Below are 24194 nucleotides of genomic sequence, written 5' to 3'. Positions count from 1 at the left end.
AATGGCGTCTTGAGATCACCGACCGAGCGCATCATGGCTTGCGCTTGCGCGGCCCGGTATTGAACGCAGGCACCTTGCGCACCGGCTTGACGTCAGGCGCCTGGGCCACGGATTCACCGCTGTCGACCCATTTACCGAGATTGCGCTTACTGCCACCGGCGCTGGCTTTGGGTTTCTTCGGCTTCTTCGGTTTTTTCAGGATTGCCCCGGTGGCGTCTGTGGCAGGAACGCGATGCTCGGGCTCGAAATCCGGCTCTTCCTTGCGTTGCAGCGTCTGACGCGTCAGCACCTCGATCGCGCTGAGCAACTCGACCTCGTCCGCACACACCAGCGAAATCGCCTCGCCGGTCTGGCCCGCGCGCCCGGTTCTGCCGATGCGGTGAACGTAATCCTCGGCCACGATCGGCAGATCCAGATTGACGACGGTTGGCAGATCGTCGATGTCCAGGCCACGTGCCGCGACATCAGTGGCCACCAGAATCTGCACTTCACCTGCCTTGAAACGGTCCAGCGCACGCTGGCGAGTGGCCTGGGGTTTGTCGCCGTGAATGCCGTCGGCGTTGATGTTCAGGCCTTGCAGGCGGTCCACCAGTTGATCGACGCCAACGCGGGTTTTGGCGAACACCAGCACCTGGCTCCAGCGCAGTTTCTTGAGCAGATGGATGAACAGCTCGCTCTTGCGCTTTTTGTCCACCGGCACGACCCACTGCTTCACCGAAGACGCCGCGACGTTACGCGGACTGACCTCGATGCTCAGCGGATTGTCGAGCATCTGGCCGGCCAGCAGGCGAATCGGGTCCGAGAAAGTCGCTGAAAACAGCAGCGTCTGGCGGCGTTTGGGCAATGCGGCGTAGATGTCGCGCAGCTCTTCTGAAAACCCGAGATCGAGCATGCGGTCGGCTTCGTCGAGGATCAGCGTCTGAACCTGAGAAAACTTCACAGCGTTCTGACGATGCAAGTCCAGCAAGCGACCGGGCGTGGCCACCAGCACGTCGACACCACGGCGCAGTTTCATCATCTGCGGGTTGATGCTGACGCCGCCGTACACCGCATAGGTGGCCAGAGGCAAATGCTCGGCGTATTGGCGAATGGCTTCGTGGACCTGTTCGGCGAGTTCACGCGTGGGCACCAGCACCAGCGCGCGGACCGAGTTGGCAGCGACTTTCGGCCCTTCCATGGTCAGGCGCTGCAACAGAGGCAGTGCGAAACCCGCGGTTTTGCCGGTGCCGGTCTGGGCAGCGGCCATCAAGTCGCGGCCTTCGAGCACGGGAGGAATTGCCTTGGCCTGAACGGGGGTTGGCGTCTGGTAGCCGAGTGTTTCGAGAGCACGCAGCAGGGGTTCGATCAGGCCAAGAGAGGCGAATGTCATTTGATTACCGTTGAAAAAAAGGGTCAGCGCACAGGTCTGGTGAAAGACAATGGCGCGCAGTTTACCCTTTCTGCAGCGGTTTCTGCTTGCGCCACTGCGGCAGGCCGATCAGCACCACGGCGCTGATGATCACGGCCATGGCCGCCGCTTCCGCCGCCCCGATGTGTTCGTCGGCGAACAGCACGCCCAGCAGGACCGCCACCGCCGGGTTGACGTAGCAATAACTGGTCGCGGCGGCCGGGCGGACGTTTTTCAGCAGATACATGTACGAGCTGAAGGCAACGATCGAGCCAAATACCACCAGATAGGCCATGACCAGCCAGCCCGACAGACCGGGCGACTGGGTCACGCGCTCCCCGCTGGCAAAGCTGCCCACCAGAAGGACTGCGCCGGCAACGAGCATTTCACAGGCGCTGGCCATCGGTCCGCCCGGCAACGGCAGGTAACGGCTCCAGACCGAACCGAACGCCCAGGTGGCGGCCGCGAAGATCACCAGTGCCGCGCCCATCGGACTGGCTTGAAGGTTGGAGCCCAGATTCAACAGCGCGATGCCCACCAGCCCGAGCAGGATGCCGGCCCACTCCAGACCGGTATTGCGATGCCCCCACATCAGACCGAACAACAAGGTGAACAGGGGCACGACGGCGACTGCCAGCGCGGCAACGCCCGACGCAACGCCCGCGTGCTCAGCCAGGGTCACGCCGCCGTTGCCGCAGGCAAGTAACAGAAAGCCGATCATGCCGGCGGCTTTCCATTGCTTGAAGGTCGGCATCGGTGCGCCGCGAAATCGCATGAACGCAAACAGGATCGAGCCTGCGATGGTGAAGCGGACACCGGCCATCATCAGGGGCGGCCATGTTTCGATGCCGATGCGAATGGCCAGGTAGGTTGAGCCCCAGATCACGTAAAGCGCGAAGAAGGCACCGATGAGCAACAGCGGAAAACGGCGGGAGGCAGGCATGAAAGGCTCGAATACAGTCGTTTATTGTTGGAATGATTCTAAAAATGTCCAAGCCGCTGGCGTCAGCTACAACTGAGGTTTATTCGACCCGTACAATCTTTTATCGCGCGCACGCTCTGGCCTCTTCCCGGCTGAAGCCGGTCCTAAAAACAATGCGCTACGTCGGTCCTACCGATTCCCGGCTAAAGCCGGTCCTACAGGGAGGCGCAGGTTGCCGCGCTGCAAAATTGATGTCCCTCATACGGACCAACGCTCGGTTACAGCCGGTCCTGTTGACCCGCCGCGAGGCCTCGATGCTTGCTGATGGCGTCGGCAATCTTCTTCGCAGGGACTTTTTGCAGCGTGCACAGCAACTGGTGCGAGACGCCGGCGAGCCCGTGGGTATCGCGCAGTTGGTGGCCCAGGTGCAGCGTCAGGTTGGCAGCCATTTCCGCGTCGGCCATGGCCCGGTGAGCCTTGCCGGTGTGGGGCAAGCCGGCCCAGCTGGTGAGTGTGCCGAGTTTGTGGTTCGGCGCATGGGGAAGAAGGCGCCGCGCCAGCAACATTGAGCAGGCGAAGCTTTGCACGCGGTTGCGCTTGATGCGGGAGAGCTCGAAATCCCAGAATTTCTGGTCAAACGAAGCGTTATGCGCCACCAACGGCGTCGAGCCGACGAACTCGACCACCTCGTTCATCACCCGCTCGGCGGGCGGCGCGGTGCGCAACATGCTGTTGCTGATGCCGGTCAGCGACTCGATGAAGGAAGGGATGCGCACGCCGGCATTCATCAGGCTCTGATACCGCTCCACGATCACGCCCTGCTCTACGATCACCACGGCAATTTCCGTGGCCCGGCAACTGCTGCTGGGCGATATCCCGGTGGTCTCGAAGTCGATGACGGCAATGCGTTCTTGCATGTGTGAACCTTTCTTGAATGACCTAATTGCCTGTAGGACCGCGCTTGCCCGCAAACCGGCAGCAAACGATAGAAGCGTGTCGGCGATCAGCTTTTGAGCAGCAACGCGCCTTCGATCGGCACATATCGGCTGGCAGCACGGATCAGCGAATTGGCCGTCAAGCCAGGCACTCCGTAAGCCACTGCCTCGACGCCATGCTTGCTGATGATGCGATCGAGCAGCAGATCGAAATCGCCATCGCCCGAGGCCAGCACGACCTCATCGACATGGGGCGCGACGTCCATGATGTCGATCGTGATGCCCACGTCCCAGTCGCCCTTGGCCGAGCCGTCCGAGCGCTGAATGTAAGGTTTGAGCTTGACGGTGAAACCCAGATTTCGAAGGATTTGCTGGAATTGCTGCTGCTTGCTGTCGCCTCGATCGATGGCGTATGCATAAGCTTCGACGATCTGCCCGCGCCGACTGATGTCGGCCCACAGGGCGGCGTAGTTGAAATGGCAACCATGGGCCTGACGCACGGTGTAATACAGATTTTGTACGTCGGCGAACACCGCGATCTTTCTCACCGGAACTCCTCGATGCGCTGACAAGCGACAAGGGCCCGAACACCGGACCGGCGCTCAGTATGCCAGTTTGAGAAGTGGATTGAAGGGCTGCATGTCAGCCTGACAGGCAATGCCGCACTAAAGCGTGAGCGCGAACAGCGCGCTGCGGGGGTATTGAAAAAGCGCGCTCCCAGCGTTTGCGGTGGGCCAGTCAGCTTTTTGTGTGCTGGTCCACTGCTATCGCGGGCAAGCGCGCTGCTTGGGTTTGAAGGGCGGAATCAGTGGTCAGACGTAGGAATCGTCGTCATCGCCGCCGAAGAAGCCACCGTCGTCATTGCTATAGTCGGTATCGGTGAAACCACTGGCGTCATTGCCCCAGGTGTCGTTACTGGTGACACGCTGCTGGTCATCGCCCCAACCGCCATCGCTGTTGCCTACGTTGGTATCGCTGGCGTGCTGGGCCGGTTCCTCCTGGATGATTTCCACGATTTCCTGCGGCTGGCTGTTGTGGTGGAACAGGCTGCTGATGCCTTCCGCCAGCATTACCCCACCCGCCACGCCGGCAGCCGTTTTCAGCGCGCCGCCAAGAAAACCGCTGCCAATGGGCGCAGCCGGCGCCGCTTGCGGCTGGGCATAGCCACCTTGTGGCGGTGCGTTGTACGGAGGCGGGCTGGCAGGTCCGCTGTCGCGCCAGCCGCCGGCCGAAGGCTGCGGGCTGGAAGGACGCGAGAACGACGACGCCGGCTGCTGTGCCTGAGGCTCGCGCGAGCCACCGCCAAAAATGCTCGACAGGAACCCTCCGCTGCTTTGCGCTGGGGCCTGGGTCTGCGCCCTGGCGCGTTGAAGCTCGGCCTGCAACTGTTGAATCTGCTCGTCGCGCTGGCGGCTCTGGGTTTCCAGCTGCTTGATCGCGACTTCCTGCACCAGAATCGCCTGCGCCATGTAATAAGGCGCGGCGGGCTGGCGAGTCAGGTGCTCCTTGATCAGCGCGTCGGCCTGCGCATCTCGTGGGGCCGAATCGGTTTCTGCCTGCTTGAGTTTGGTAAACAAGCCGTCGATCAGGGTTTGTTCTTCGCTGTTCATGGCGACCTCGTTAGATTGCCGTAGGAATTCTGTTGGCTGGGCGTATGCTCAGACACATTCAGTAATGGGGCTGTTCAGGTGCGTTTCAATAGAATGTAGAAAAAGTTAAGAAGCGCCGCCTTCGCCCATCTGGTTGGCCCGTTCTGCAGCTCTACGTTACAGTGTCGGCCTGCTTCTGCCTGTGACCTTTCAATGAATCCGCTGACCATTCTTCAAGACTCGCTGTACTTTTTCCGGCGTAACTTCGCCAGCATCCTTACGCTGTGCCTGCCGCTGGTGATTCTGGAAGCTGTCACCAAACAATGGCTGGCAGTCGGGCAAAACTCGGCGACGTGGCAGTTGCTGATCGGCCTGCTGTTCTATCCGCTGTACACCGGCGCGCTGATTCTTTTTCTGGATGCGAAGACCCGCGGCGAAGTGCCGGCCACGCGTGATCTGTTCGCCACGACACTGCGCATGTGGCCTACGTTTGCCGTACTGACCATCCTGAGCACCTTGTTGATCATGGCGGGCATGTCGCTGTTCATCCTTCCCGGCGTGTGGGTGATGATCAAACTGGTGTTCTCCGAGTACCTGCTGGTATTGCGTGGCATGGGTCCGCTTCAAGCCATGCGCGAGAGCTTTAGCATGACCCGGGGCCACGTGGTGCGCATTCTGCTTTGCGTGTTGTGCGTCTACATTCCACTGTCGGTGCTGGAAGCGGTGAGTTACTACGTGCTGCCCGAACAACAAAGCCCGCTGCTGTCGCTGGCGGTAGACAGCACCTCAAGTTTTCTGCAGTTGTTCATCAGCGTCGTGATGTTCCGCCTGTTCATGCTGATCGACGAACCGGCGCGGTCGGCCTGAGGAGCGCCCATGCCCCGTCCGACGCGTTATGCCCTGTATCTCGCGATCGCGCTGGTGCTGCTTGGCGCGCTGATCTATGACGTGACCTGGCACCCGGCGCGTCATGAGCAGACTCCCGTCAGTTGCAACGTCAAGGACGCCGCGCCGCCCACACTGTTACCCGGCCAGGCGCTCAAGGTCATGACCTGGAACATCCAGTCTCTGGCGGGCAAACGCTACGTCTTCTGGTACGACATGGCTGACGGCAGCGGCCCGGATGAGCGCCCTACTGCCGAAGACATTGCCTACAACCTCGATGAAGTCGCGCGCGTGATTCGCGACGAGCAGCCGGACGTCGTGCTGCTGCAGGAGGTCGACGACGGCGCCAAGAACTCTGGATACGGCAATCAGCTCGCGCTGCTGCAGGAGCGTGTCACTGACCTTTATCCCTGCAGCACCGAGGCGTTCTATTGGAAGTCGGATTTCATCGCGGATCGGCACATCTTCGGCAGTGTCGGCATGAAGCTGGCGACCCTGAGTCGCTATCAGCTTGAAAAGGGGGAGCGCGTGCAATTGCCCTCGGCACATGGCGATCTGATCGGCCGCCTGTTCGCGCCGCGCCCGGCGCTGTTGGTGAGCTATCTGCCAATACGCGGCGGCGGGGATCTGGCGGTGGTCAATACGCAGTTGAGCGAGCCGCAGCCGGGTGACGACACGGCGCAACGGCAGGTGCAGTCCATCACCAGATTGCTGAATGCGTTCGAGCAAAGCGGCAGCCTGTGGATCAGCGGCGGCGACTTCAATTTGTTGCCGCAAGGGCAATACCCGCGCTTGCCGCCCGAGCAGCGTCAGCGCTACTTGCCCCAGAGCGAGCTGCAGCCGATGTGGGACAACTTCCCGATGATCCCCAGCAACGCGGAAGCCAATGGCGACGAGCGGCGCAAGTGGTACACCCGCTTCCCCAACGACCCACGCGTCAGCGGGCCGGATCGTACGCAGGATTACGTGTTCCACAGCCCGAAACTCAAACGTGTCGATGCTCAGGTCCGTCAGGCGGACACATTGCTGATCTCCGACCATCTGCCGGTGATCGCCCGGTTTTTGCTGCCCGCCGGAAAATAACGGCTTCTCTGGCTTATGCCTCCGTGCCGCAGAGCGGGGTCACTTCCTCGGCTTGACCCGTGCCGTTGGCTCGGCCACCAGCGGATCGTCCGGCCAGTAATGTTTGGGATAACGCCCCTTCAGGTCCTTCTTGACATCGGCATAGGTGTTGCGCCAGAAACTGGCGAGATCCTGAGTGACTTGCACGGGGCGTCGGGCGGGCGAGAGCAGGTGCAGTTTGACGATCTGCCGGCCATTGGCGATGCGTGGCGTGTCGGCTAGACCGAACAGCTCCTGCAGGCGCACCGCCAGAATGGGCGGGTGTTCACTGTAATCCAGGCGCACCGATGACCCGGATGGCACGCTGAGGTGATGCGGCGCCTGTTCGTCCAGGCGCTGCGGCAGCGGCCACGGCAGCAAGTTATGCAGGATCGACGACAAATCCAGGTTGCCGAAATGGCTCAACCGCGTGACCTTTCCCAGATACGGCAGCAGCCACTGTTCCAGGCGCTCCAGCAGGGCGTCGTTGCTGACGTCCGGCCATTCGCTGGTGCCCGGTTTCTGCAGATCGAGCTGGCGCAGCAGCCCGACCCGCGCCTGCCATTGCCGCAGTTCTGGCGTCCACGGCAGCATTTCCAGCCCCTTGCGTCGCACGAGCGCAAGCAGCGCCTGGCCGCGTGCCGAATCATCCAGCCCGGTCAGCGGCTCGCGGCTGATGATCAATTCGCCGGCCTTGCGCTGACGCTCGGCGCGAAACACGCCTTCGCGCTCGTCCCAGTCCAGTTGATCGAGCTGAGTGATCTGCTCGGCGAGCACTGAATCGAACAACGCAGGATCGAACTCGGCCGCCAGATAAATCCGTTCTTCACGCTGGCCCTGCCGGCTGCCCAGGTCGGCGATCACCAGCCACGGCTCTTTCATCAGCGCATCCGGCTCTCCGAACAGCGCCGCACGCCCATTGGCCAGACGGTATTCCGCGCCACCTTCGCGTCGCTGACGGGCAACACGGTCGGGATAAGCCAGCGCGAGCAAGGCGCCAAGCCAGCGAGGATGATCGGGATCGGCGACGACCTGCTCCGGCGGGCGTCTGAGGTAACCGCGGTATTGTCGCGAAAGCTGCCTGGCACGCTGCACGCCTCCCTGCGTACCCTGCGCTGCACGCTCAGTTCCGGCGAGCAGGGTCAGTCTGCTGTGTAGATCGGCACCGGCACCGCGCAAAATATCGCGTTCACCCAGCAGCGCCGCGACGTCGCACGCCAGCGCGCCGAGCCCCAGCTCCTGACCGCGCAACAGTAAATGGGCGAGGCGCGGATGGGCGGGCACCTCCGCCATCGCCTGTCCGTGGGCGGTGAGTTTCCAGTCTCCGCCCGATGTGCGAACCAGCGCACCGAGTTGCGCCAGCAAATCGCGGGCTTGCGCATAGGCCGCCGCCGGTGGAGTGTCCAGCCAGGCCAACTGGACAGGCTCTACGCCCCAGCGCGCCAGTTGCAGCGCCAGCCCAGCGAGGTCGGCCTGAAGGATTTCCGCCGTGCCATAGGCCGCCAACTGATCGTGCTGCGCTTCGGACCACAGGCGATAACACACGCCCGGCTCCAGACGCCCTGCCCGGCCTGCCCGCTGAGTGGCGCTGGCCCGGGAAATGCGCTGGGTATCCAGACGCGTCATGCCACTGCCCGGATCGAAGCGCGGAACACGCGCCAGGCCGGCATCGACCACCACACGCACGCCGTCAATGGTCAGGCTGGTTTCGGCGATATTGGTCGCCAGCACCACTTTGCGCATGCCCTTGGGTGCGGGCTCGATGGCTGCGCGCTGGGCGTTCAGATCCAGCTCGCCATGCAGCGGGCACAGCATCACGTCGCTGCGCTCACCCAGCGCGTCGGCCAGTTGCTGATTGACCCGCCGTATTTCTGCCTGCCCGGGCAAGAACACCAGCAGGCTGCCTGACTCATTGCCCAACGCATCAAGGACTGTCTGCACCACCCGTGGCTCAATGAATTCGCCCGGCACAAAAGGTCGCCCCCACTGCATGATCACCGGAAACATGCGCCCTTCGCTGCTGAGCACCGGGGCGTCGTCGAGCAGGCTCGACAGCCGCTCGCCTTCGAGCGTGGCTGACATCAACAGAATCTTCAGCGCTTGCTCATCGCGAAACAGCGCACGGCCATTGAGACTGAGCGCCAGCGCAAGATCAGCGTCCAGGCTTCTTTCATGGAATTCATCGAATATCAGCAGGCCGACGCCCTCAAGCGAAGGATCATCCTGCAGGCGGCGGGTGAGAATGCCTTCGGTGACCACTTCGATGCGCGTGTCGGGGCCAACCTTGCTGTCGAGCCGGATGCGGTAGCCCACGGTCTGCCCCACGCGCTCCCCAAGCTCCGAAGCCAGCCGCTCGGCTGCGGCCCGTGCGGCGAGGCGTCTGGGTTCGAGCATCAGGATGCTTTGCCCCTGCAGCCAGGGTTCGTGCAGCAGAGCGAGTGGCACCCGCGTGGTCTTGCCCGCGCCGGGTGGCGCTTCAAGCACGGCTTCGTCACGTTCGGCGAGGGCCTGGCGCAAGGCAGGCAAGACGGCATCAATAGGCAGAGAATTCATGGCGGCTCCAGAAACAGGCTGCCGATTATACGGAGGCGGCCGCTGCTTTGTTTGCCGTCACAACGAACCGTCGCGCAACTCGGATAGTCTTATTGATTAGGCATTTGCCTTGTATAGTTGCGACTTCCTCTGAGGAGATCCCCATGCGCATTCCTTCGCGTTTGATCGGCGGCGTTCTGGTTGCCAGCCTTCTGACTCAGCTGACCGCTTGCGGCAGCATCTTTTATCCTGACCGTCGTGGACAGATTCAAGGCAGCGGCCGGATGGACCCGGCAATCGTCGTCCTCGATGCCATCGGTCTGCTGTTCTACATCATCCCCGGCGTGATTGCCTTCGGCGTCGACTTCGCCACCGGCGCGATCTACCTGCCAAGCGGCAAGCAGGCGCAGATCGATCCCGAGAAGCTCGAACCGGCGGTTCGCACCGACGGCACAGTCGACAATGCCAAGCTACAGGCCATCATTCAGACTGAACTGGGCCGCACGCTGCCACTGGACGATCCGCGTCTGATCCAGCACAAAGGCAGCACCGAGCAGCTGGCGTCGCTGGGCCTGGTGCCCTCCGCCTGATGCATTCAACGTTCTGACAAGGAAGCACCATGAGCAGCAGCCCCGAACACGCCCGGTTATTGCGGCTGGCGACGCGAGCTTCACTGGCCGTTGCCAGCGTCCTGATCATCAGCAAGGCGGTGGCGTGGTGGCTGAGCGGATCGGTCAGCCTGCTTGCGGGCCTGACGGATTCCCTGCTCGACGGGGCGGCGTCTTTTCTGAATCTGCTCGCGGTGCATTACGCGCTTCGCCCTGCCGACGACGATCACCGATACGGTCATGGCAAAGCCGAAGCGTTGTCTGGCATGGCGCAATCGCTGTTCATTGCCGTCAGTGCATTTCTCATCGGATTTCAGGCGATCCAGCGCATCCAGCACCCGCAAGCGCTCAGTGCCCCGGGTCTGGGCATGTTGGTGATGTTGCTGTCGATCGTGCTGACCCTCGGCCTGCTGGCGCTGCAACACAAGGTGGTCAAGGAGACGGGCTCGGCGGCGATCAGGGCCGACTCGCTGCACTATCGCTCGGATCTTCTGCTTAACTTCAGCATCATGCTGGCCCTTGGGCTGGCATACGTCGGCTATGCGCAACTGGATGCTTACTTCGGTCTGGCGATCGCGTTCTACATCCTGTGGAGCGCGGTTTCCATTGCCCGGGAAACGGTTTCGGTGTTGATGGACGCCGAACTGCCAGCGGATGTCAGCGCGCGCATGCTGGCGCTGGCCGAAAGCGTGCCCGGCGTGCTGGGCGCGCATGACCTGCGCACGCGGATATCCGGGAATCACTGGTTCGTGCAATTGCACCTGGAGCTGCCGGGCGCATTGACCCTGACCGTCGCCCATGAGTTGTGCGAGCACGTTGAGAAAGCCATTCGCGACGAATACCCCAAAGCCGAAGTGCTGGTCCATGCCGACCCGCAGGAAGTCGTGAAGCGGGGCAACAGTCCAGTCTTGAACTGATGCCGGTCCGCTTCACATCATCAGGCGTGCTTACTGCTGAACGCTGTATCCACGTCCGGCGTAACAACTCGCCATCGCCTGGCGGTACAGCCCGAGCACTTCCGGCGCTGGCTGATAGGTTGCCGTAGCGGGATCGAAGTTGCTCTGCTGCACGGCGTAGCGGTAGCAATCGTAGCGATCCTGCTCGATTTGCTGCTGGGTCTGGCCGTTGGACGGGTAAGCGATCACGTCATAAGGACCGCCCTGCTGCGGCGCCTGCTCAGGCGAATACACCGGCTCGACGTTCTGCGGCGGCTCGGCCACGACGTACTCCTGAGTGCTTTGCTCATAGGTGTAGTACGTGCCTGCGGCCAGGAAAAACAGCGCGCTGCCCAGCCAGACCTGCTGCGCATAATCGGGCAGGTAGCGCACACGAACGCCCCGCGGCGGCGCGACCACAATGTAGCGAGGGCCCTGCGGGCGATACCAGTAGCCGCCTGAATAGAAGTAGTCGCTGCCGTGATAGGGCACGCGTGAATAGCCGCCCGGGATGCGATCTATCTCGTAACCGGGGCGGTAACGCGGCCCGGATCCCCAACCCTCGTTGTGGCCACCCGGCGGTCTGCCGCCCTGCCAGTTGCCGTTATCGGGACGACGGTCGCCGCCTCGCCACGGGCTGTCTCGCGGCAGGTCGCGGTAGAAGCCCTGACGCGGTTCCTGAGTCTGCACCGCTGTATCAGGTCGGCTCTGGATGGGCAGATTGCTCTGACGATCCTGAAGTTGACGCTGTTGCAACTGCTGTTGCTGCTGGCGTTGTTGTTGCTGCAACTGTTGCTGGCGTTGTTGCTGCAGTTGATCCTGACGCTGTTGATTGCGTTCGCGATCCTGCTGCTGGCGCTGTTGATCGAAGCGCTCTTGCTGGTTCTGCTGGATCTGCCGTTGCTGCTGCAACTGCTCCTGCTGGCGCTGCTGCTGGCGCTGCTGTTGCTGACGCTGTGAATCCTCGTTGAAGCTACGCTGCTGGTTCTGTTGCTGCTGACGCTGCATCTCGAACCCGCGCTGTTGCTGCTGACGTTGTTGCTGTTGCTGTTGATTGTTATCGTCCGCCAGCGCCTGAGCACTGATGCTCAAGGCCAAGAGACTGACACCTGTCAAACGCCAGATGCGCATGTTCATGCTTTCCTCACTGCGGCGCGGATACCTGTGGATAGGACTGCATTCTGGGTGCGCCGTTCGCCGCACTCTATCAGCGTGCCGCCTGAAACTGTAGGCGTGAGCTTGCCTGAAATCTGTCGATCCAGGCCGTCGCAGGCACGTCTCGCTCAAAGAGCAGGCATTTGAGCCTCGGCGGTTATCGCAGGCACAAAAAAAGAGGGCTCATTGGCCCTCTCTTGGAGACTTCGTCCTGGCTCGACGCTTTTGACGCCGGCTCACCTCGCATCGTCTTCTGGACATTGCGCAGCCCGGTGGCCTGGTCAACCCTGTCGGGCTGGAGGCCGCGGCTGGCCTGATTCGGCGGGCCGCGCTGGACGCTATGTCCGGGCAGTGATTCTGGTTAAAAGAATAGGCCTGACCGGGCGACAGCGGATTGCGAATATTGCTGATGAAAACACCACTTGCGCAATTTTTCACTTCGGATGAATAATTCAGCGCAATCGATCTCATAAAGGTGCTTATCGTGAGCAAGCTCGACAGATATGATTTGAGTATTTTGGCCGAATTGCAGCGCGATGCGCGCATCTCCAATCAGGAGCTGGCCGAACGCATCGGGTTGTCCCCTTCGCCCTGCTCACGACGCGTGAAACAGTTGGAGGACGACGGTTACATCGAGCGTCAGGTGGCGTTGCTGGATCGCAAGAAACTGGGCCTGAGCCTGACCGCTTACGTGCTGATCGGCATGGACCGCCACACACCCGACCGATTCGAGAATTTCGAACAGCACATCCGCAACCTGCCACAGGTGCTGGAATGCAGCCTGGTCACAGGAATCGACGCTGATTACCAGCTGAAGGTCGTGGTGCCGGACATGGATCACTATCAGAAATTTCTGCTCGGGCATCTGACCCGCATCGATGGGGTCACCAGCGTGCGTTCCAGTTTCGTGCTCAATCAGGTACTGGCGAGCACCGAGCTACCCTTAGTACACCTGCGCGGCGGGTAGGCCCGATTCACTGGAGATATACGATGGAACCCGAGGTGTTCGAAGAGTGGATGATGACCATCCTGGTGACGGTCCTCATCGGTTTCATGTGTTTCATCGTCTGGGACCTGGCGAAGAAATCCAGGGCTGGACGCTTCGGCACGATGATCCTGTTCGGCGTGCTGGGGTTGGGCGTGCTGGCGTTCGTGATCAAAAGCGTGGTGATTGCGTATCTCGAGCAGCACGGCTAGCGCCTGACCGCAGCGTCAGACCGCAACTACACTGCGGGAGCGAGCATGTTCCGGGCAGCTTTGGAACGCGCGGCCGGTAGAGAAGCCGCCGTCTGCGCAGGAGCAAGCCTGGCTCCCCCGCTGCGTCGGTCAGAGTTTCGCCGGCACTTCTCGCCACTGCCCCTGATCCAGCCCGTCGATGCTCCAGTCGCCGATGCGCACACGCACAAGCCGCAAGGTGGGCAGACCGACTGCTGCAGTCATCCTGCGCACCTGTCGGTTGCGGCCTTCCTTGATGATCAACTCCAGCCAACTGGTCGGCACGCTCTTGCGGAATCGCACCGGCGGATTGCGCGGCCACAGCTCGGGTTCTTGCAGTTGACGCGCCTGTGCCGGCAACGTCGGGCCGTCGTTCAATTCCACGCCGCTGCGCAGATTGTGCAGTTGCTCCTCGCTGGGCTCGCCCTCCACTTGCACCCAATATGTTTTCGCCAGTTTGTGTTTCGGGTCAGCGATGCGCGCCTGCAACTGACCGTCATTGGTCAGCAACAACAAGCCTTCGCTGTCCCGGTCAAGGCGACCTGCTGGATAGATGCCGGGGATATCGATGAAATCCTTGAGCGTCGCGCGGCCCTCGCCATCGCTGAACTGGGTCAGTACGTCGAACGGTTTGTTGAACAGGATCAGGCGGGGCTCGGCAGGCGGCGCTTTCGCGACGCGGCGAGGAGCGCCGGAGCGGTCAGGCGCGGGGCGGCGGGGAACGGGACGTTGATTGCGGGGCATGGGGACTCGAAACGGCGTAAGCGAAAATACAAAGGGCCACTTTAGTGGCCCTTGTCCTGAATGACCATCAGCGGAATGGCGGCTCGTCGAAACTGCGCAGTTTGCGCGAGTGCAGCGAGTTGAGCTGAGTGCGCATCAGGTCCAGCGCGGCGATGCCGATCTTCAGGTGCTGAGTGACGGCGCGCTCATAGAAGGCGTTGGCCGAACCCGGCAGCTTGATTTCGCTGTGCAGCGGTTTGTCGGAAACGCAAAGCAGCGTTCCGTACGGGACCCGCAGGCGATAGCCCTGGGCCGCGATCGTGCCGCTTTCCATGTCCACCGCCACGGCGCGGGACAGGTTGATGAGCGGTCGTTCCTGTGCCCAGCGCAATTCCCAGTTGCGATCGTCGTACGTCAGCACAGTGCCGGTGCGCAGACGCTTCTTGAGGTCGTCGCCACGTTCGCCCGTCACCTGCGCGGCTGACTCCTGCAACGCCAGCTGCACCTCAGCGAGGGCCGGAATCGGGATGTTTGGCGGCAGCACCCGGTCCAGAATGCCGTCGCGGCGCATGTAAGCGTGGGCCAGTACGTAGTCGCCGATGGTTTGCGACTGACGCAGTCCGCCGCAGTGGCCGATCATCAGCCAGCAATGGGGGCGCAGCACCGCCAGGTGATCGGTGATGTTCTTGGCGTTGGACGGGCCGACGCCGATGTTCACCAGGGTCACGCCGTGACCGTCTTCGGCGATCAAATGGTAGGCAGGCATCTGGTAACGATGCCAGACCACACTGGAAACGATGGCCTGAGCTTCGCCATGATCCATGCTCTTGTCGACGATAACGTTGCCCGGCAGAACCATCTTCACGAAGCGCGGATCGTCACGCAGTTTTTCCAGGCCATGAACGATGAACTGGTCGACGTAGCGGTGGTAGTTGGTCAGCAGAATCCAGGGCTGAACGTGACGCCAGTCGCTGCCGGTGTAATGCACCAGACGGCGCAGCGAGAAATCGACGCGTGCAGCATCGAACAGCGCCAGTGGCAGCGGATCGGTATTGGCCCAGTCGTACAGACCGTCGGCAATGCCATCGGTCGCCGCCGAAAGGTCAGTGCTCGGAAACACCCGTGCCAGCGTGGCGGCGGTCACGCCGGTGCCGGCCAGTTCGTCGCCCTGCTCGACCACGTAAGGATAGGGAATATTCTGCTCGCTGACGCCCACTTCGACCGTGACGGTGAAGTCGTTCATAAGCGGAACGAGCTGTTCGATCAGGTATTTACGGAATGCGGCCGGGTGCGTGACGGTGACGCTGTAAGTGCCGGGCAACTGCACCTTGGCATAAGCGCGGGTGGTGAGCGGCACTTCGCCGTGGCAGTGATAGGTCAGGCGCAATTCCGGGTAGCGGAACAGCAGACGCTCAGCGGCGTCGGGCTCAACGCGGTCTTTCAGGTAGCGCTTGAGGGCCTGGCTCAGCGCGGTGGTTGCACGTGCGTGCAGCTCGGCAAGCCGGTCCACGGCTTGCTCGGCGGTTTCTACGACAATAAAAGCTTCGGTCACGATACGCATCCTTCTGATCTTGCAAGGCACCATCTTGCCTGCAACGGCAAGGGAAGGCACGACAAGCTTAGCGAATCATGCTTTTGATTCTGGCCGGAGGCCGTAGCACTCTGGCTTGCCGACGATCTGCCGGGAACCGGCAGCAAAGCCTGGCGATCTCGCTGTGCCAGACACACTGCATTCGCGACCGTTGCAACCCCGATTGCCCCCGCGGGGACCGCGTCCACCCAGCTAAACCTGCGGTGACGATCTGGCCACCAGTGCCTCGACATTCACCCCTCGCGGCAGCGCGCCATACACCCGCCCCGGCTGTTCGATACGACCGGCGATAAAACCGTCACTGACCGCCGAATGACCGGCCTCAAGCAGCAGCTTCGCCTGCAAACCCACCGCAATATCCTCCGTCAGTTGCCGGGCGCGATACTGAATGTCGCTGGTGTCCTGAAACGCCGCTTTCAGCCGATCGATGTGCGCCGCCAGTCGTTGGTCGCCATGACCGTCGCCCAGTTCATCAAACAGCGCATCGAGCACGCCCGGCTCCTTGGACAGTGCGCGCAGCACATCCAGGCACTGCACGTTGCCCGAACCTTCCCACGTCGAGTTGACCGGGGCTTCCCGGTAAAGCCGTGGCAGGATGGTGTCTTCGACGTACCCCGCGCCGCCCATGCACTCAGCGGCTTCGTTGATCATCGCGGGCGCGCGCTTGCAGATCCAATATTTGCCCACAGCCGTGACCAGCCGGGCAAAGCGCGCCTCGTGAGGATCATCCAGCCGTTCAAGGGAACGGCCCATGCGCAAGGTCAGCGCCAGCGCCGCTTCGCTCTCCAGCGCCAGATCGGCCAGCACGTTCTGCATCAGTGGCTGCTCGCTGAGCAGACGGCCGCTCACGCTGCGGTGCGCGCAGTGGTGCGTCGCCTGGGTCAGCGCCTGACGCATCAGTGCACTGGAACCGTTCATGCAGTCGAAACGGGTCATGGCGACCATCTCGATGATCGTCGGCACGCCCCGCCCTTCTTCGCCGACCATCCATGCCAGGGCGCCGCGGAACTCCACCTCGCTGGACGCGTTGGACCAATTGCCGAGCTTGTTTTTCAGCCGCTGAATGTAGAACTCGTTACGCGTATCGTCCGGCCGATGACGTGGCAACAGGAAGCACGTCAGCCCCTTGTCCGTCTGCGCAAGCGTGAGAAACCCGTCGCACATCGGCGCGGAGCAGAACCACTTGTGGCCCACCAGTTCATACGCCTGGCCAGGACCCGGCTGGCCGACCGGGTAGGCGCGCGTGGTATTGGAGCGTACATCCGAGCCGCCCTGCTTCTCGGTCATGGCCATGCCGATCGTCGCGCCCGCCTTATGAGCGATGCCGACGTTGCGAGGGTCGTATTCGGTGGCAAGGATCTTGGGCAGCCAGACCTCGGCCAGTTCCGGCTGCAAGCGCAAGGCCGGTACGCTGGCGAAGGTCATGGTCAACGGGCAGCCGCTGCCGGCCTCGGCCTGCGTGTGCAGATACGTCATCGATGCGCGGGCGACATGCGCACCTTCGCGCGGATCGGTCCAGGGCAGCGAAGGAAGACCGTGCTCGACGGCTGTCTGCATCAACTGGTGATACGCCGGGTGAAACTCCACCAGATCGATGCGATGACCATACCGGTCATGGCTGGCGAACACCGGTTTGTTCTGATTGGCGAGAAACCCCGCTGCCATGAGCGGTCCCCCGGCCAACGCGCCGTAAGCATCGATCTTCGCCTGCGCCCAGCCGGCCCCGAAGCGCCGCGACCACTCCTGCAATGGCAGGTCGACCCGGTAGAGGTTGACACCATCGAGCGAAGGCGGCTGGTTGGTGACTTCATGGGTCTCGGCGAACTGATGCAGATTCATGAGGCGACTCCGGTCCGTTGAACGCGCAGCGAGCGCGGGCAACCGTCAGTGAATCACGCACCTGATGACGAAAAAAGTGCCATAGCCGACTAAATGACGGCGCTTTTGCCTTGCTCGCCGTTCCCGATGACAGCCTGCGGGGCGCCTTCACCCCACTGGCGCTGTCGCCCGCTCAATTTCCAGGCTGATCCGGAACTGACTGCCGTTACCCAGCTCGGATTGATGACTCAGGCGCCCGCCCTGCAGCTCGATCAATTGTCGGCAAATGGCGAGACCGATGCCCAGCCCGCCGTATTCGCGCGTTGTCGAGCCATCGACCTGAAAGAAATTCGCGTACAGCGTTTCATCGTCCAGGCGGCTGAAACCAATCCCGGTATCGATCACGTCAATGATTAACCGGGTGCGCTGCCTGTCGACGAACTGAGCGTTCACACGCACCCGGACCGAACCGGTTTTGGTGAACTTGATGGCATTGTCCAGCAGACACTCCAGACACTGCCGCAGCTTGAGCGCGTCGCCTTCAAGGCTGTCCGGCAATTCTTCATCCAGCTCGATGGTCAGGGTCAGCGCTTTGCTGCGCGCCAGCGGCTCGAACGTGCTGCGCAGTTGAAACAGTAAATGGCGCAGGCTGAACGCCTCGTTCTGCACCGTGACCCGTCCGGCCTGCAGCTCGGTCAAGGTGAGGATGCCGTTGACGATGCCCATCATGTTTTGCGCCGAGTCGGCGGCGGTCTGGCGGTAAAGCTCGATCTCGCCTTGAGCGCCGTCCATCTGCATCAGCTCGAGCGAGCCGATGACGCCATTCATGGGCGTGCGCAGTTCGTGAGTCAGCGTGGCGAGAAACTCATCCTTCAAGCGGTTGCTGACTGCCAACTGTTGATTGAGCTTTTCCAGATCCCGGCTCGACTGCTCCATCAACTGCGCCTGACGATCGCGCATGGTGTTGATGCGGTCCGCCAGCGCCAGCGACAGCAGCGCCACCTCGACCACCGAGCCGATCTGGCTGGCATACATCGTCCAGAAATTGTTCGGCAGACTGCCCAGCAACATCGTCGCATTGATCACTCCGCCCGTGAGGAAGGCTGACCAGGCGAAGACAAAGTACCGCGCCACCCGCCGCCCCTTGAGCCAGACAACGATGCCGATCAACAGAATGACCGGCGTGAACAACAACACCAGCCCGGTGATCAAGCGCAGAGCGATGCCGTAATCAAGCGCCAGCGACAGGGTCATGATCAGCGCGGCACAGGCCATCATCAGCAGCAAGGGCACATCGAGCCAGCCGCCCAGCGTCGGCGTCTGCAGAAATTTGCGGGCGAACTGGCTGGCGAAGAGGATCGCTGCCGCGATCAGAAAGGTCGTGGACGTGTTGGCCCACCAAGGGTTGTCCGGCCAGAGAAACTCAATCCCGGCGCCATTGACCGAGACCTGATACAGGCCGAAACACGTGATGTAGAGGATGTAATAAAGGTAACTGGTGTCGCGCACGCTGAGGTAAATGAACAGGTTGTAAATCAGCATCACCGCCAGCACGCCGTAGATCATTCCCAGCACATAGAGCCGGGACGGCTGCTCCTCGATGTAAGCGTGGCTGGCCCATAGATTGAGCGGTGCCTGGACCGAGCCATGGCTGGAGACGCGCAGATAGACGGTCTTGCTTTCATTGGCGTTCAGGTTGAGATCGAACAGGTAGTTGTTCTGTTTTATCTGTCGGCTGGAGAACGGCAGCATGTCTCCGGTCTGCCAGGTCAGGCTCGGTGCGGCTTCGTCATTCGCCAGGTACAGGTCGGCGTGGTCCATCGGCGGATACGCCAGTTCCAGCAGCCAGTCGGCAGACGCCACCGGGTTGGACGGACGATAAGTCAGTTGCACCTTGAGCCAATACGTCGAGCGCGAATACCCGGCATTGAGCGAGCCGGCGTCCAGCGGGCGGAACCGGGCGGCGCCTTCGGGCGAGGAGACGTCTTCGATCGTGGCGGCGCCCGTCGGGTCCTCGAACACCTGCGTCGCCCGCCCCAACGACAGCATGCGCGTGGTTTCGTCGAACTCGACGGCGCCCGCCAGCATCGGCAGCACAAGGCATAACAGGGTCAGTAGAAGGCGCATGCAACACCGCCCGCTTCATTCAGGGCGGTCAGGCTGATCCCCGACGCTTCGGGGGACGACTTCACGATCCGGGACAAACCCTGGACACTCGGGACAACCGAGAATTCTGCCAGCAGGCTTAACGGGCAACGCACTTGCATTCACTCTTTTGACAGGAACGGATGAAACGCCGAGACATGGCGATTGATAGCTAGATGACACCATCTTAATCGTCCAACGCCAAGCTTTCGTTAGCCTTTCGGGACGACCGGCATCATTCTCCCTGAAAACACCGAAACAGAGCCATCGGCGGCGCAGGGGCGAAAATTCTGACGGCGACCGGCGGCCCGGCAAAAACTTTAGTGGTAAGCTCGCGCACCATGAATATTTATAGCTCCCGCCCTGTTGTCCTCTGTCTCTCCGGCCACGACCCAAGTGGCGGCGCCGGCTTGCAGGCAGATATCGAATCCCTGCTCGCGCAAGGGTGTCACGCCGCCCCGGCGGTCACCGCTCTGACCGTTCAGGACACCGTGAACGTCAGCGATTTCCGGGTGCTGGATCGTGAATGGGTGCTGGCTCAGGCCAACGCCGTGCTCAACGATTCGACCGTGGCGGCCGTGAAGCTCGGCATGCTGGGTTCGCTTGAAATGGTCGATACCGTCGTCGAACTGCTGCAGGCCCATCCACACCTGCCTCTGGTGTGCGACCCGGTGCTGCGGGCCGGCGGTGGCGGACGACTGGGCAAGGACGAAGTGGGTTATGCCATGCGCGAGCGGTTGCTGCCACTGGCGACCATCGCCACGCCCAACCTGCCGGAAGCCCGCATTCTTGCTGAACTGCCTGAAGGCACGGCAGATGAGTGCGCTCACAAACTGCTGCCGTTCTGCGAGCATTTGCTGATCACCGGCGGCCACGGCGACGAGCAGCAAGTGCACAACCGCCTGTACATTCGGGGCGGCAAGACCCACACCTTCACGTGCCAGCGCCTGCCCGGCAGTTATCACGGGTCCGGTTGTACCCTGGCCAGCGCACTGGCCGGTCGCCTGGCGCTGGGGCAGGACCTGATCGGCGCCGTGCAAACCGCGCTGGACTACACTTGGCGCACGCTGCGTGATGCGGAACAGCTGGGCCAGGGCCAGTTCGTTCCACGCCGCCTGCCGCTGGATTTCTGCTCGTAACGTACGCCACGAACAAGAGGCACTCTCGATGAAACTACGTGGCCTGTATGCCGTCACTGACAGCCAGCTGTTGGCGGGCAAGTTCCTGTCTTACGTCGAAGCCGCCCTCGATGGCGGCGTGACGTTGCTGCAATACCGCGACAAATCCGGCGATGAAACCCGTCGCCTGCGTGAAGCCTCGGAACTGCTCAAGCTGTGCGAGCGCTATAAAACACGCCTGATCATCAACGACGACGCCGAGGTCGCCGCGCGGCTGGGTGTCGGCGTGCATCTGGGCCAGACCGATGGCTCGCTGCCGGACGCGCGCGCCCTGTTGGGCCATAAGGCGATCGTCGGCGCCACCTGCCACGCGCAGGTCGAACTGGCCGAGAAAGCCAAGGCCGATGGCGCCACCTATGTTGCGTTTGGCCGGTTCTTCAATTCCAACACCAAGCCGGGCGCGCCGGCGTGCAGCCTCGACCTGCTTGATCAGGCTCGCAAGCGTATATCCCTGCCCATCGCCGTCATCGGCGGGATCACGCTGGAAAACGCCGCCCCGCTGGTGGCCCATGGCGCGGACCTGCTGGCCGTGGTGCACGGACTGTTCGGCGCCGACACCGCGCAGGAAGTCACTCGCCGCGCGCGTGCGTTCAACGATTTGTTCAAACCGGCCTGACCCATTTCGGGCCGTTTTGCGCTTCCTTCTACCGACTCAAACAGAGACTTCATCATGTCCCGTTCCGAAACCCTGTTCGCCAACGCTCAGAAGCACATTCCCGGCGGCGTCAATTCGCCCGTTCGCGCGTTCAAGAGCGTCGGGGGCACACCGTTGTTCTTCAAACATGCCGCGGGCGCCTACGTCACCGACGAAGACGACAAGCGTTATGTGGATTACGTCGGTTCCTGGGGTCCGATGATTCTCGGCCACAGCCATCCCGAAGTACTGGATGCCGTGCGCAAGCAGCTGGAACATGGCTTGTCGTATGGCGCGCCGACGGCGATGGAAACCGAGATGGCCGATCTCGTCTGCTCGATCGTGCCGTCGATGGAAATGGTGCGCATGGTCAGTTCCGGCACCGAAGCGACCATGAGCGCGATCCGTCTGGCCCGTGGTTTCACCGGCCGGGACAGCATCATCAAATTCGAAGGCTGCTACCACGGTCACTCCGACAGCCTGCTGGTCAAGGCCGGCTCGGGTGCACTGACCCTGGGCGTACCAAGCTCGCCGGGTGTTCCCGCCGCGTTCGCCAAACACACGCTGACCCTGCCATTCAACGACATCGAGGCGGTCAGGACGATGCTCGACGAAGTGGGCCAGGAAGTGGCGTGCATCATCGTCGAACCCGTGGCAGGCAACATGAATTGCGTTCCGCCGGCACCGGGCTTCCTGCAGGGCCTGCGTGAAGAATGCGACAAGCACGGCGTGGTGCTGATTTTCGACGAAGTCATGACCGGTTTTCGCGTTGCACTCGGCGGCGCCCAGGCCTACTACGGCGTCAAGCCGGATTTGAGCACGTTCGGCAAGATCATCGGCGGCGGCATGCCGGTCGGCTGTTTCGGCGGCAAGCGCGAAATCATGTCGCACATCGCGCCGCTGGGCCCGGTGTATCAGGCTGGCACGCTGTCCGGCAACCCGCTGGCGATGGCCGCGGGCCTGACGACCCTGCGCCTGATCAGCCGCGAGGGTTTCCATGACGAACTCAGCGCCTACACCACTCGCATGCTCGAAGGCCTGCAACAGCGCGCCGACGCTGCCGGCATTCCGTTCGTGACGACTCAGGCGGGCGGCATGTTCGGCCTCTATTTCACTGAAGCGAAAGAAATCGTCACTTTCCACGACGTGATGAGCAGCGATGCCGAACGCTTCAAGCGCTTCTTCCATGCAATGCTCGAAGGCGGCGTGTACCTGGCGCCAAGCGCATTCGAAGCGGGCTTCACCTCGATCGCCCACGGCGAAGCCGAGTTGCAGCTGACGCTGGACGCGGCCGAAAAGGCGTTCGCTCAGCTGAAATAACGGGCAGACCGGGCGGAACGGATTCCGCCCGGCATCAGCGCCGTCTGGTTTTACGACTGCTGCGCAGCCGATCGCGGGACAAGCCACGCTCCTACACCACAGTGTTAGCTGCGCTGCATCCGTACACTGGGCAATGGAGGCTTTGTAGGAGCGTGGCTTGTCCCGCGATCTGGCGCGTAGCGGCAGCAAACGTCCATCAGCCAGCGTTTTCAGGAGCAGCCACGGCCCGAAAGCGTCATTATGCAGCGGCAAAACCTCCTGAATTCAGCGCTGTAAGGCCCGTGCAGCAGAAAATCAGTAAAGACTTTGTAAGGTTGGCCCCGCTTATTTCATAATGCGCAGCCAGCACGTTTAGCTGGACGGGCATGCCCGCACCTTTTTCAGAGGTAAGTCGACTTCCATGAATCGCACCGGCCGCACCCTTGCATTGGGCTGCCTGTTGCTTCTTCATCCCCTGCTGGCTAATGCAGGTGGCAACTCGTTGTTGATCCCAGCGGTGGGTCGTTGCACCCTCAATACCCAGCCAGACAACCTGCCAGCAGCGTTGTCGGCCTGCCAGCAGGCGGCTCAGGGCGGGGATGCGCAGGCACAATATGAGTTGGGACAGTTCTACTACGATGGCAAAAGTGCGCCTCGCGACCTCACTCAGGCACTCAACTATTTCGAACAAGCCTCGTTACAGGGCCACGCTCAGGCGCAGTATCAACTGGGTCTGATGTTTTTCCGTGGCGAAGGCGTTCAGGCCAACAACATCCAGGCGTATATCGTGCTGAAGATGGCGGCGGTCAATGGTTCGGAAGATGCGCTGGATCAGGCTGACGAAGTGTCGGGGCAGATGAAGAAAGAAGATCTCGATGTTGCCACTCAAGTTCTGGGGCAGATCTTCCGTAAGTATCTTCTGGAGTTGCAGACGGCCGAAGGGCGTACCCCTTTTGCTCCGTTTCCCGATAGCGCGAAGCCCTGAGCGGCATTTCCGAGCAAGCGCTGCGAATGATCGCTTTGCTGACACAAGCCGCCGCCTCGGCAACGATAGTCGCTCCCATCGAACGCTGACCGGTCAGAAACCTACTTATCAGGCATCGGCATCGGAAACGGCATGACATTGCCAGTCTGACGCGCTTCACTGATTTTCGCAGTGCCCATACGCTCGACTTCATCGATGCGCACAATCGAATGCATCGGCACAAAACTGCGCACCACGCCATCGAACTGTGCTTTCAGCTTCTCTTCGCTGGGGTCAACCACAACGGTCGTGCGCTCACCGAAGACGAATTCCTCCACTTCCAGAAACCCCCACAGATCGCTCTGGTAGATCTGCTTGGCGTACATCTCGTACACCTGTCCCTGGTTGAGAAAAATCACCTTGTAGATTGGAGCTTCGCGTTTGGTCATGACTGGCAGGCAATGATCGGTGTTTTGAAAAGGGCGCGAACTATAGCATGCCGCTCGTTAGGGAACGCTAGGAACCCGAGGCCCGGCTCACTATAATGCGCGGTTCTTCGAATCACCTGATGAACCCGC

General features: G+C 61.7%; 22 protein-coding genes. 10 read left to right on the top strand and 12 right to left on the bottom strand.

From position 1 onward, the window contains the following. Window positions 1-31: 31 nt before the first annotated feature. The 5 genes from BMZ10_RS25830 to BMZ10_RS25810 all read right to left on the bottom strand — a co-directional run bounded on the left by BMZ10_RS25830 (window position 32) and on the right by BMZ10_RS25810 (window position 4854). The gene (locus BMZ10_RS25830) at window positions 32-1369 is read right to left on the bottom strand and encodes an RNA helicase RhlE1 (protein ID WP_093469190.1); all 1338 of its coding nucleotides are present in this window, start codon (window positions 1367-1369) and stop codon (window positions 32-34) included. A gap of 61 nt (window positions 1370-1430) precedes the next feature. Beyond that, on the bottom strand, window positions 1431-2330 hold the full coding sequence (yedA, locus tag BMZ10_RS25825) for a drug/metabolite exporter YedA (protein WP_093469187.1): 900 nt from the start codon (window positions 2328-2330) through the stop codon (window positions 1431-1433). A 257-nt stretch (window positions 2331-2587) separates the two neighbouring features. Beyond that, the gene (locus tag BMZ10_RS25820) at window positions 2588-3226 is read right to left on the bottom strand and encodes a 3'-5' exonuclease (protein ID WP_093469184.1); all 639 of its coding nucleotides are present in this window, start codon (window positions 3224-3226) and stop codon (window positions 2588-2590) included. An 86-nt stretch (window positions 3227-3312) separates the two neighbouring features. After that, window positions 3313-3792 (bottom strand): NYN domain-containing protein, encoded by a 480-nt coding sequence (locus BMZ10_RS25815; protein ID WP_093469181.1) that lies wholly within the window; start codon window positions 3790-3792, stop codon window positions 3313-3315. A 264-nt stretch (window positions 3793-4056) separates the two neighbouring features. Continuing rightward, window positions 4057-4854 carry a DUF2076 domain-containing protein gene (locus BMZ10_RS25810; protein ID WP_093469178.1) on the bottom strand — a complete coding sequence of 266 codons (798 nt, stop codon included), beginning with the start codon at window positions 4852-4854 and terminating at the stop codon, window positions 4057-4059. Between the two features lie 192 nt (window positions 4855-5046). Between BMZ10_RS25810 and BMZ10_RS25805 the strand changes: the two genes are divergently transcribed. After that, window positions 5047-5700 carry a YciC family protein gene (locus BMZ10_RS25805; RefSeq protein ID WP_093469175.1) on the top strand — a complete coding sequence of 218 codons (654 nt, stop codon included), beginning with the start codon at window positions 5047-5049 and terminating at the stop codon, window positions 5698-5700. Window positions 5701-5709: 9 nt separating this feature from the next. Continuing rightward, entirely contained in the window at window positions 5710-6801 is a 1092-nt protein-coding gene (locus BMZ10_RS25800) for an endonuclease/exonuclease/phosphatase family protein (protein WP_093469172.1), read from the top strand. A gap of 39 nt (window positions 6802-6840) precedes the next feature. Here BMZ10_RS25800 and hrpB read toward each other — a convergent pair whose 3' ends face one another. Then, window positions 6841-9372, bottom strand: coding sequence for an ATP-dependent helicase HrpB (gene hrpB, locus BMZ10_RS25795; protein WP_093469169.1), 2532 nt, complete (start codon window positions 9370-9372; stop codon window positions 6841-6843). A 143-nt stretch (window positions 9373-9515) separates the two neighbouring features. Between hrpB and BMZ10_RS25790 the strand changes: the two genes are divergently transcribed. Together BMZ10_RS25790 and BMZ10_RS25785 are read left to right on the top strand one after the other, a co-directional pair. Next, window positions 9516-9941 carry a polyribonucleotide nucleotidyltransferase gene (locus BMZ10_RS25790; RefSeq protein WP_093469165.1) on the top strand — a complete coding sequence of 142 codons (426 nt, stop codon included), beginning with the start codon at window positions 9516-9518 and terminating at the stop codon, window positions 9939-9941. A gap of 29 nt (window positions 9942-9970) precedes the next feature. Next, a complete protein-coding gene (locus BMZ10_RS25785) occupies window positions 9971-10876 on the top strand; it encodes a cation diffusion facilitator family transporter (protein ID WP_093469162.1) in 906 nt (301 codons plus the stop codon). Between the two features lie 30 nt (window positions 10877-10906). Here BMZ10_RS25785 and BMZ10_RS27805 read toward each other — a convergent pair whose 3' ends face one another. Then, entirely contained in the window at window positions 10907-12031 is a 1125-nt protein-coding gene (locus BMZ10_RS27805) for a DUF6515 family protein (protein WP_256214588.1), read from the bottom strand. Window positions 12032-12533: 502 nt separating this feature from the next. Between BMZ10_RS27805 and BMZ10_RS25770 the strand changes: the two genes are divergently transcribed. Together BMZ10_RS25770 and BMZ10_RS25765 are read left to right on the top strand one after the other, a co-directional pair. After that, complete coding sequence (locus BMZ10_RS25770) at window positions 12534-13016, top strand: Lrp/AsnC family transcriptional regulator (RefSeq protein ID WP_093469156.1); 483 nt, start codon at window positions 12534-12536, stop codon at window positions 13014-13016. Window positions 13017-13039: 23 nt separating this feature from the next. After that, window positions 13040-13246 carry a DUF2788 domain-containing protein gene (locus BMZ10_RS25765; RefSeq protein WP_093469154.1) on the top strand — a complete coding sequence of 69 codons (207 nt, stop codon included), beginning with the start codon at window positions 13040-13042 and terminating at the stop codon, window positions 13244-13246. Window positions 13247-13375: 129 nt separating this feature from the next. On the opposite strand, the gene BMZ10_RS25760 is transcribed toward BMZ10_RS25765, so the two are convergent. The 4 genes from BMZ10_RS25760 to BMZ10_RS25745 all read right to left on the bottom strand — a co-directional run bounded on the left by BMZ10_RS25760 (window position 13376) and on the right by BMZ10_RS25745 (window position 19523). Further along, window positions 13376-14008: a pseudouridine synthase gene (locus tag BMZ10_RS25760; protein WP_093469152.1), complete on the bottom strand. Its 633-nt coding sequence runs from the start codon at window positions 14006-14008 to the stop codon at window positions 13376-13378. 67 nt (window positions 14009-14075) lie between these two features. Then, the gene (gene amn, locus BMZ10_RS25755; protein WP_177182229.1) at window positions 14076-15572 is read right to left on the bottom strand and encodes an AMP nucleosidase; all 1497 of its coding nucleotides are present in this window, start codon (window positions 15570-15572) and stop codon (window positions 14076-14078) included. Window positions 15573-15770: 198 nt separating this feature from the next. Further along, a complete protein-coding gene (locus BMZ10_RS25750; protein WP_093469149.1) occupies window positions 15771-17417 on the bottom strand; it encodes an acyl-CoA dehydrogenase family protein in 1647 nt (548 codons plus the stop codon). A gap of 147 nt (window positions 17418-17564) precedes the next feature. Next, on the bottom strand, window positions 17565-19523 hold the full coding sequence (locus BMZ10_RS25745) for a sensor histidine kinase (protein WP_093469146.1): 1959 nt from the start codon (window positions 19521-19523) through the stop codon (window positions 17565-17567). A gap of 359 nt (window positions 19524-19882) precedes the next feature. On the opposite strand from BMZ10_RS25745, the gene BMZ10_RS25740 reads away from it, so the two are divergent. The 4 genes from BMZ10_RS25740 to BMZ10_RS25725 all read left to right on the top strand — a co-directional run bounded on the left by BMZ10_RS25740 (window position 19883) and on the right by BMZ10_RS25725 (window position 23637). Continuing rightward, window positions 19883-20680: a hydroxymethylpyrimidine/phosphomethylpyrimidine kinase gene (locus BMZ10_RS25740; protein ID WP_093469142.1), complete on the top strand. Its 798-nt coding sequence runs from the start codon at window positions 19883-19885 to the stop codon at window positions 20678-20680. 28 nt (window positions 20681-20708) lie between these two features. Next, a complete protein-coding gene (gene thiE, locus BMZ10_RS25735; RefSeq protein WP_093469139.1) occupies window positions 20709-21335 on the top strand; it encodes a thiamine phosphate synthase in 627 nt (208 codons plus the stop codon). A 54-nt stretch (window positions 21336-21389) separates the two neighbouring features. Beyond that, window positions 21390-22673, top strand: a complete 1284-nt coding sequence (gene hemL / locus BMZ10_RS25730; protein ID WP_093469136.1) for a glutamate-1-semialdehyde 2,1-aminomutase — start codon at window positions 21390-21392, stop codon at window positions 22671-22673. Window positions 22674-23073: 400 nt separating this feature from the next. Continuing rightward, window positions 23074-23637: a tetratricopeptide repeat protein gene (locus tag BMZ10_RS25725; protein ID WP_093469133.1), complete on the top strand. Its 564-nt coding sequence runs from the start codon at window positions 23074-23076 to the stop codon at window positions 23635-23637. A 101-nt stretch (window positions 23638-23738) separates the two neighbouring features. Here the strand turns inward: BMZ10_RS25725 and BMZ10_RS25720 are convergent, their stop codons facing one another. Next, window positions 23739-24065, bottom strand: a complete 327-nt coding sequence (locus tag BMZ10_RS25720) for a DUF1820 family protein (protein WP_062384926.1) — start codon at window positions 24063-24065, stop codon at window positions 23739-23741. Window positions 24066-24194 lie beyond the last annotated feature (129 nt).

The sequence above is a fragment of the Pseudomonas sp. NFR16 genome, assembly GCF_900108875.1.
Lineage (GTDB): Bacteria > Pseudomonadota > Gammaproteobacteria > Pseudomonadales > Pseudomonadaceae > Aquipseudomonas.
This window is presented reverse-complemented; position numbering and strand designations above follow the sequence as displayed.

Bases quoted from the DNA above. Each gene is read 5' to 3' on its own strand.
- thiE (WP_093469139.1), top strand. From the start codon at position 20,709: ATGAAACTACGTGGCCTGTATGCCGTCACTGACAGCCAGCTGTTGGCG.
- BMZ10_RS25830 (WP_093469190.1), bottom strand. From the start codon at position 1,369: ATGACATTCGCCTCTCTTGGCCTGATCGAACCCCTGCTGCGTGCTCTC.
- BMZ10_RS25790 (WP_093469165.1), top strand. From the start codon at position 9,516: ATGCGCATTCCTTCGCGTTTGATCGGCGGCGTTCTGGTTGCCAGCCTT.
- BMZ10_RS25810 (WP_093469178.1), bottom strand. From the start codon at position 4,854: ATGAACAGCGAAGAACAAACCCTGATCGACGGCTTGTTTACCAAACTC.
- BMZ10_RS27805 (WP_256214588.1), bottom strand. From the start codon at position 12,031: ATGAACATGCGCATCTGGCGTTTGACAGGTGTCAGTCTCTTGGCCTTG.
- BMZ10_RS25800 (WP_093469172.1), top strand. From the start codon at position 5,710: ATGCCCCGTCCGACGCGTTATGCCCTGTATCTCGCGATCGCGCTGGTG.
- BMZ10_RS25820 (WP_093469184.1), bottom strand. From the start codon at position 3,226: ATGCAAGAACGCATTGCCGTCATCGACTTCGAGACCACCGGGATATCG.
- BMZ10_RS25725 (WP_093469133.1), top strand. From the start codon at position 23,074: ATGAATCGCACCGGCCGCACCCTTGCATTGGGCTGCCTGTTGCTTCTT.
- hemL (WP_093469136.1), top strand. From the start codon at position 21,390: ATGTCCCGTTCCGAAACCCTGTTCGCCAACGCTCAGAAGCACATTCCC.
- BMZ10_RS25805 (WP_093469175.1), top strand. From the start codon at position 5,047: ATGAATCCGCTGACCATTCTTCAAGACTCGCTGTACTTTTTCCGGCGT.
- BMZ10_RS25720 (WP_062384926.1), bottom strand. From the start codon at position 24,065: ATGACCAAACGCGAAGCTCCAATCTACAAGGTGATTTTTCTCAACCAG.
- BMZ10_RS25750 (WP_093469149.1), bottom strand. From the start codon at position 17,417: ATGAATCTGCATCAGTTCGCCGAGACCCATGAAGTCACCAACCAGCCG.
- yedA (WP_093469187.1), bottom strand. From the start codon at position 2,330: ATGCCTGCCTCCCGCCGTTTTCCGCTGTTGCTCATCGGTGCCTTCTTC.
- BMZ10_RS25740 (WP_093469142.1), top strand. From the start codon at position 19,883: ATGAATATTTATAGCTCCCGCCCTGTTGTCCTCTGTCTCTCCGGCCAC.
- BMZ10_RS25765 (WP_093469154.1), top strand. From the start codon at position 13,040: ATGGAACCCGAGGTGTTCGAAGAGTGGATGATGACCATCCTGGTGACG.
- amn (WP_177182229.1), bottom strand. From the start codon at position 15,572: ATGGTGCCTTGCAAGATCAGAAGGATGCGTATCGTGACCGAAGCTTTT.
- BMZ10_RS25745 (WP_093469146.1), bottom strand. From the start codon at position 19,523: ATGCGCCTTCTACTGACCCTGTTATGCCTTGTGCTGCCGATGCTGGCG.
- BMZ10_RS25785 (WP_093469162.1), top strand. From the start codon at position 9,971: ATGAGCAGCAGCCCCGAACACGCCCGGTTATTGCGGCTGGCGACGCGA.
- hrpB (WP_093469169.1), bottom strand. From the start codon at position 9,372: ATGAATTCTCTGCCTATTGATGCCGTCTTGCCTGCCTTGCGCCAGGCC.
- BMZ10_RS25760 (WP_093469152.1), bottom strand. From the start codon at position 14,008: ATGCCCCGCAATCAACGTCCCGTTCCCCGCCGCCCCGCGCCTGACCGC.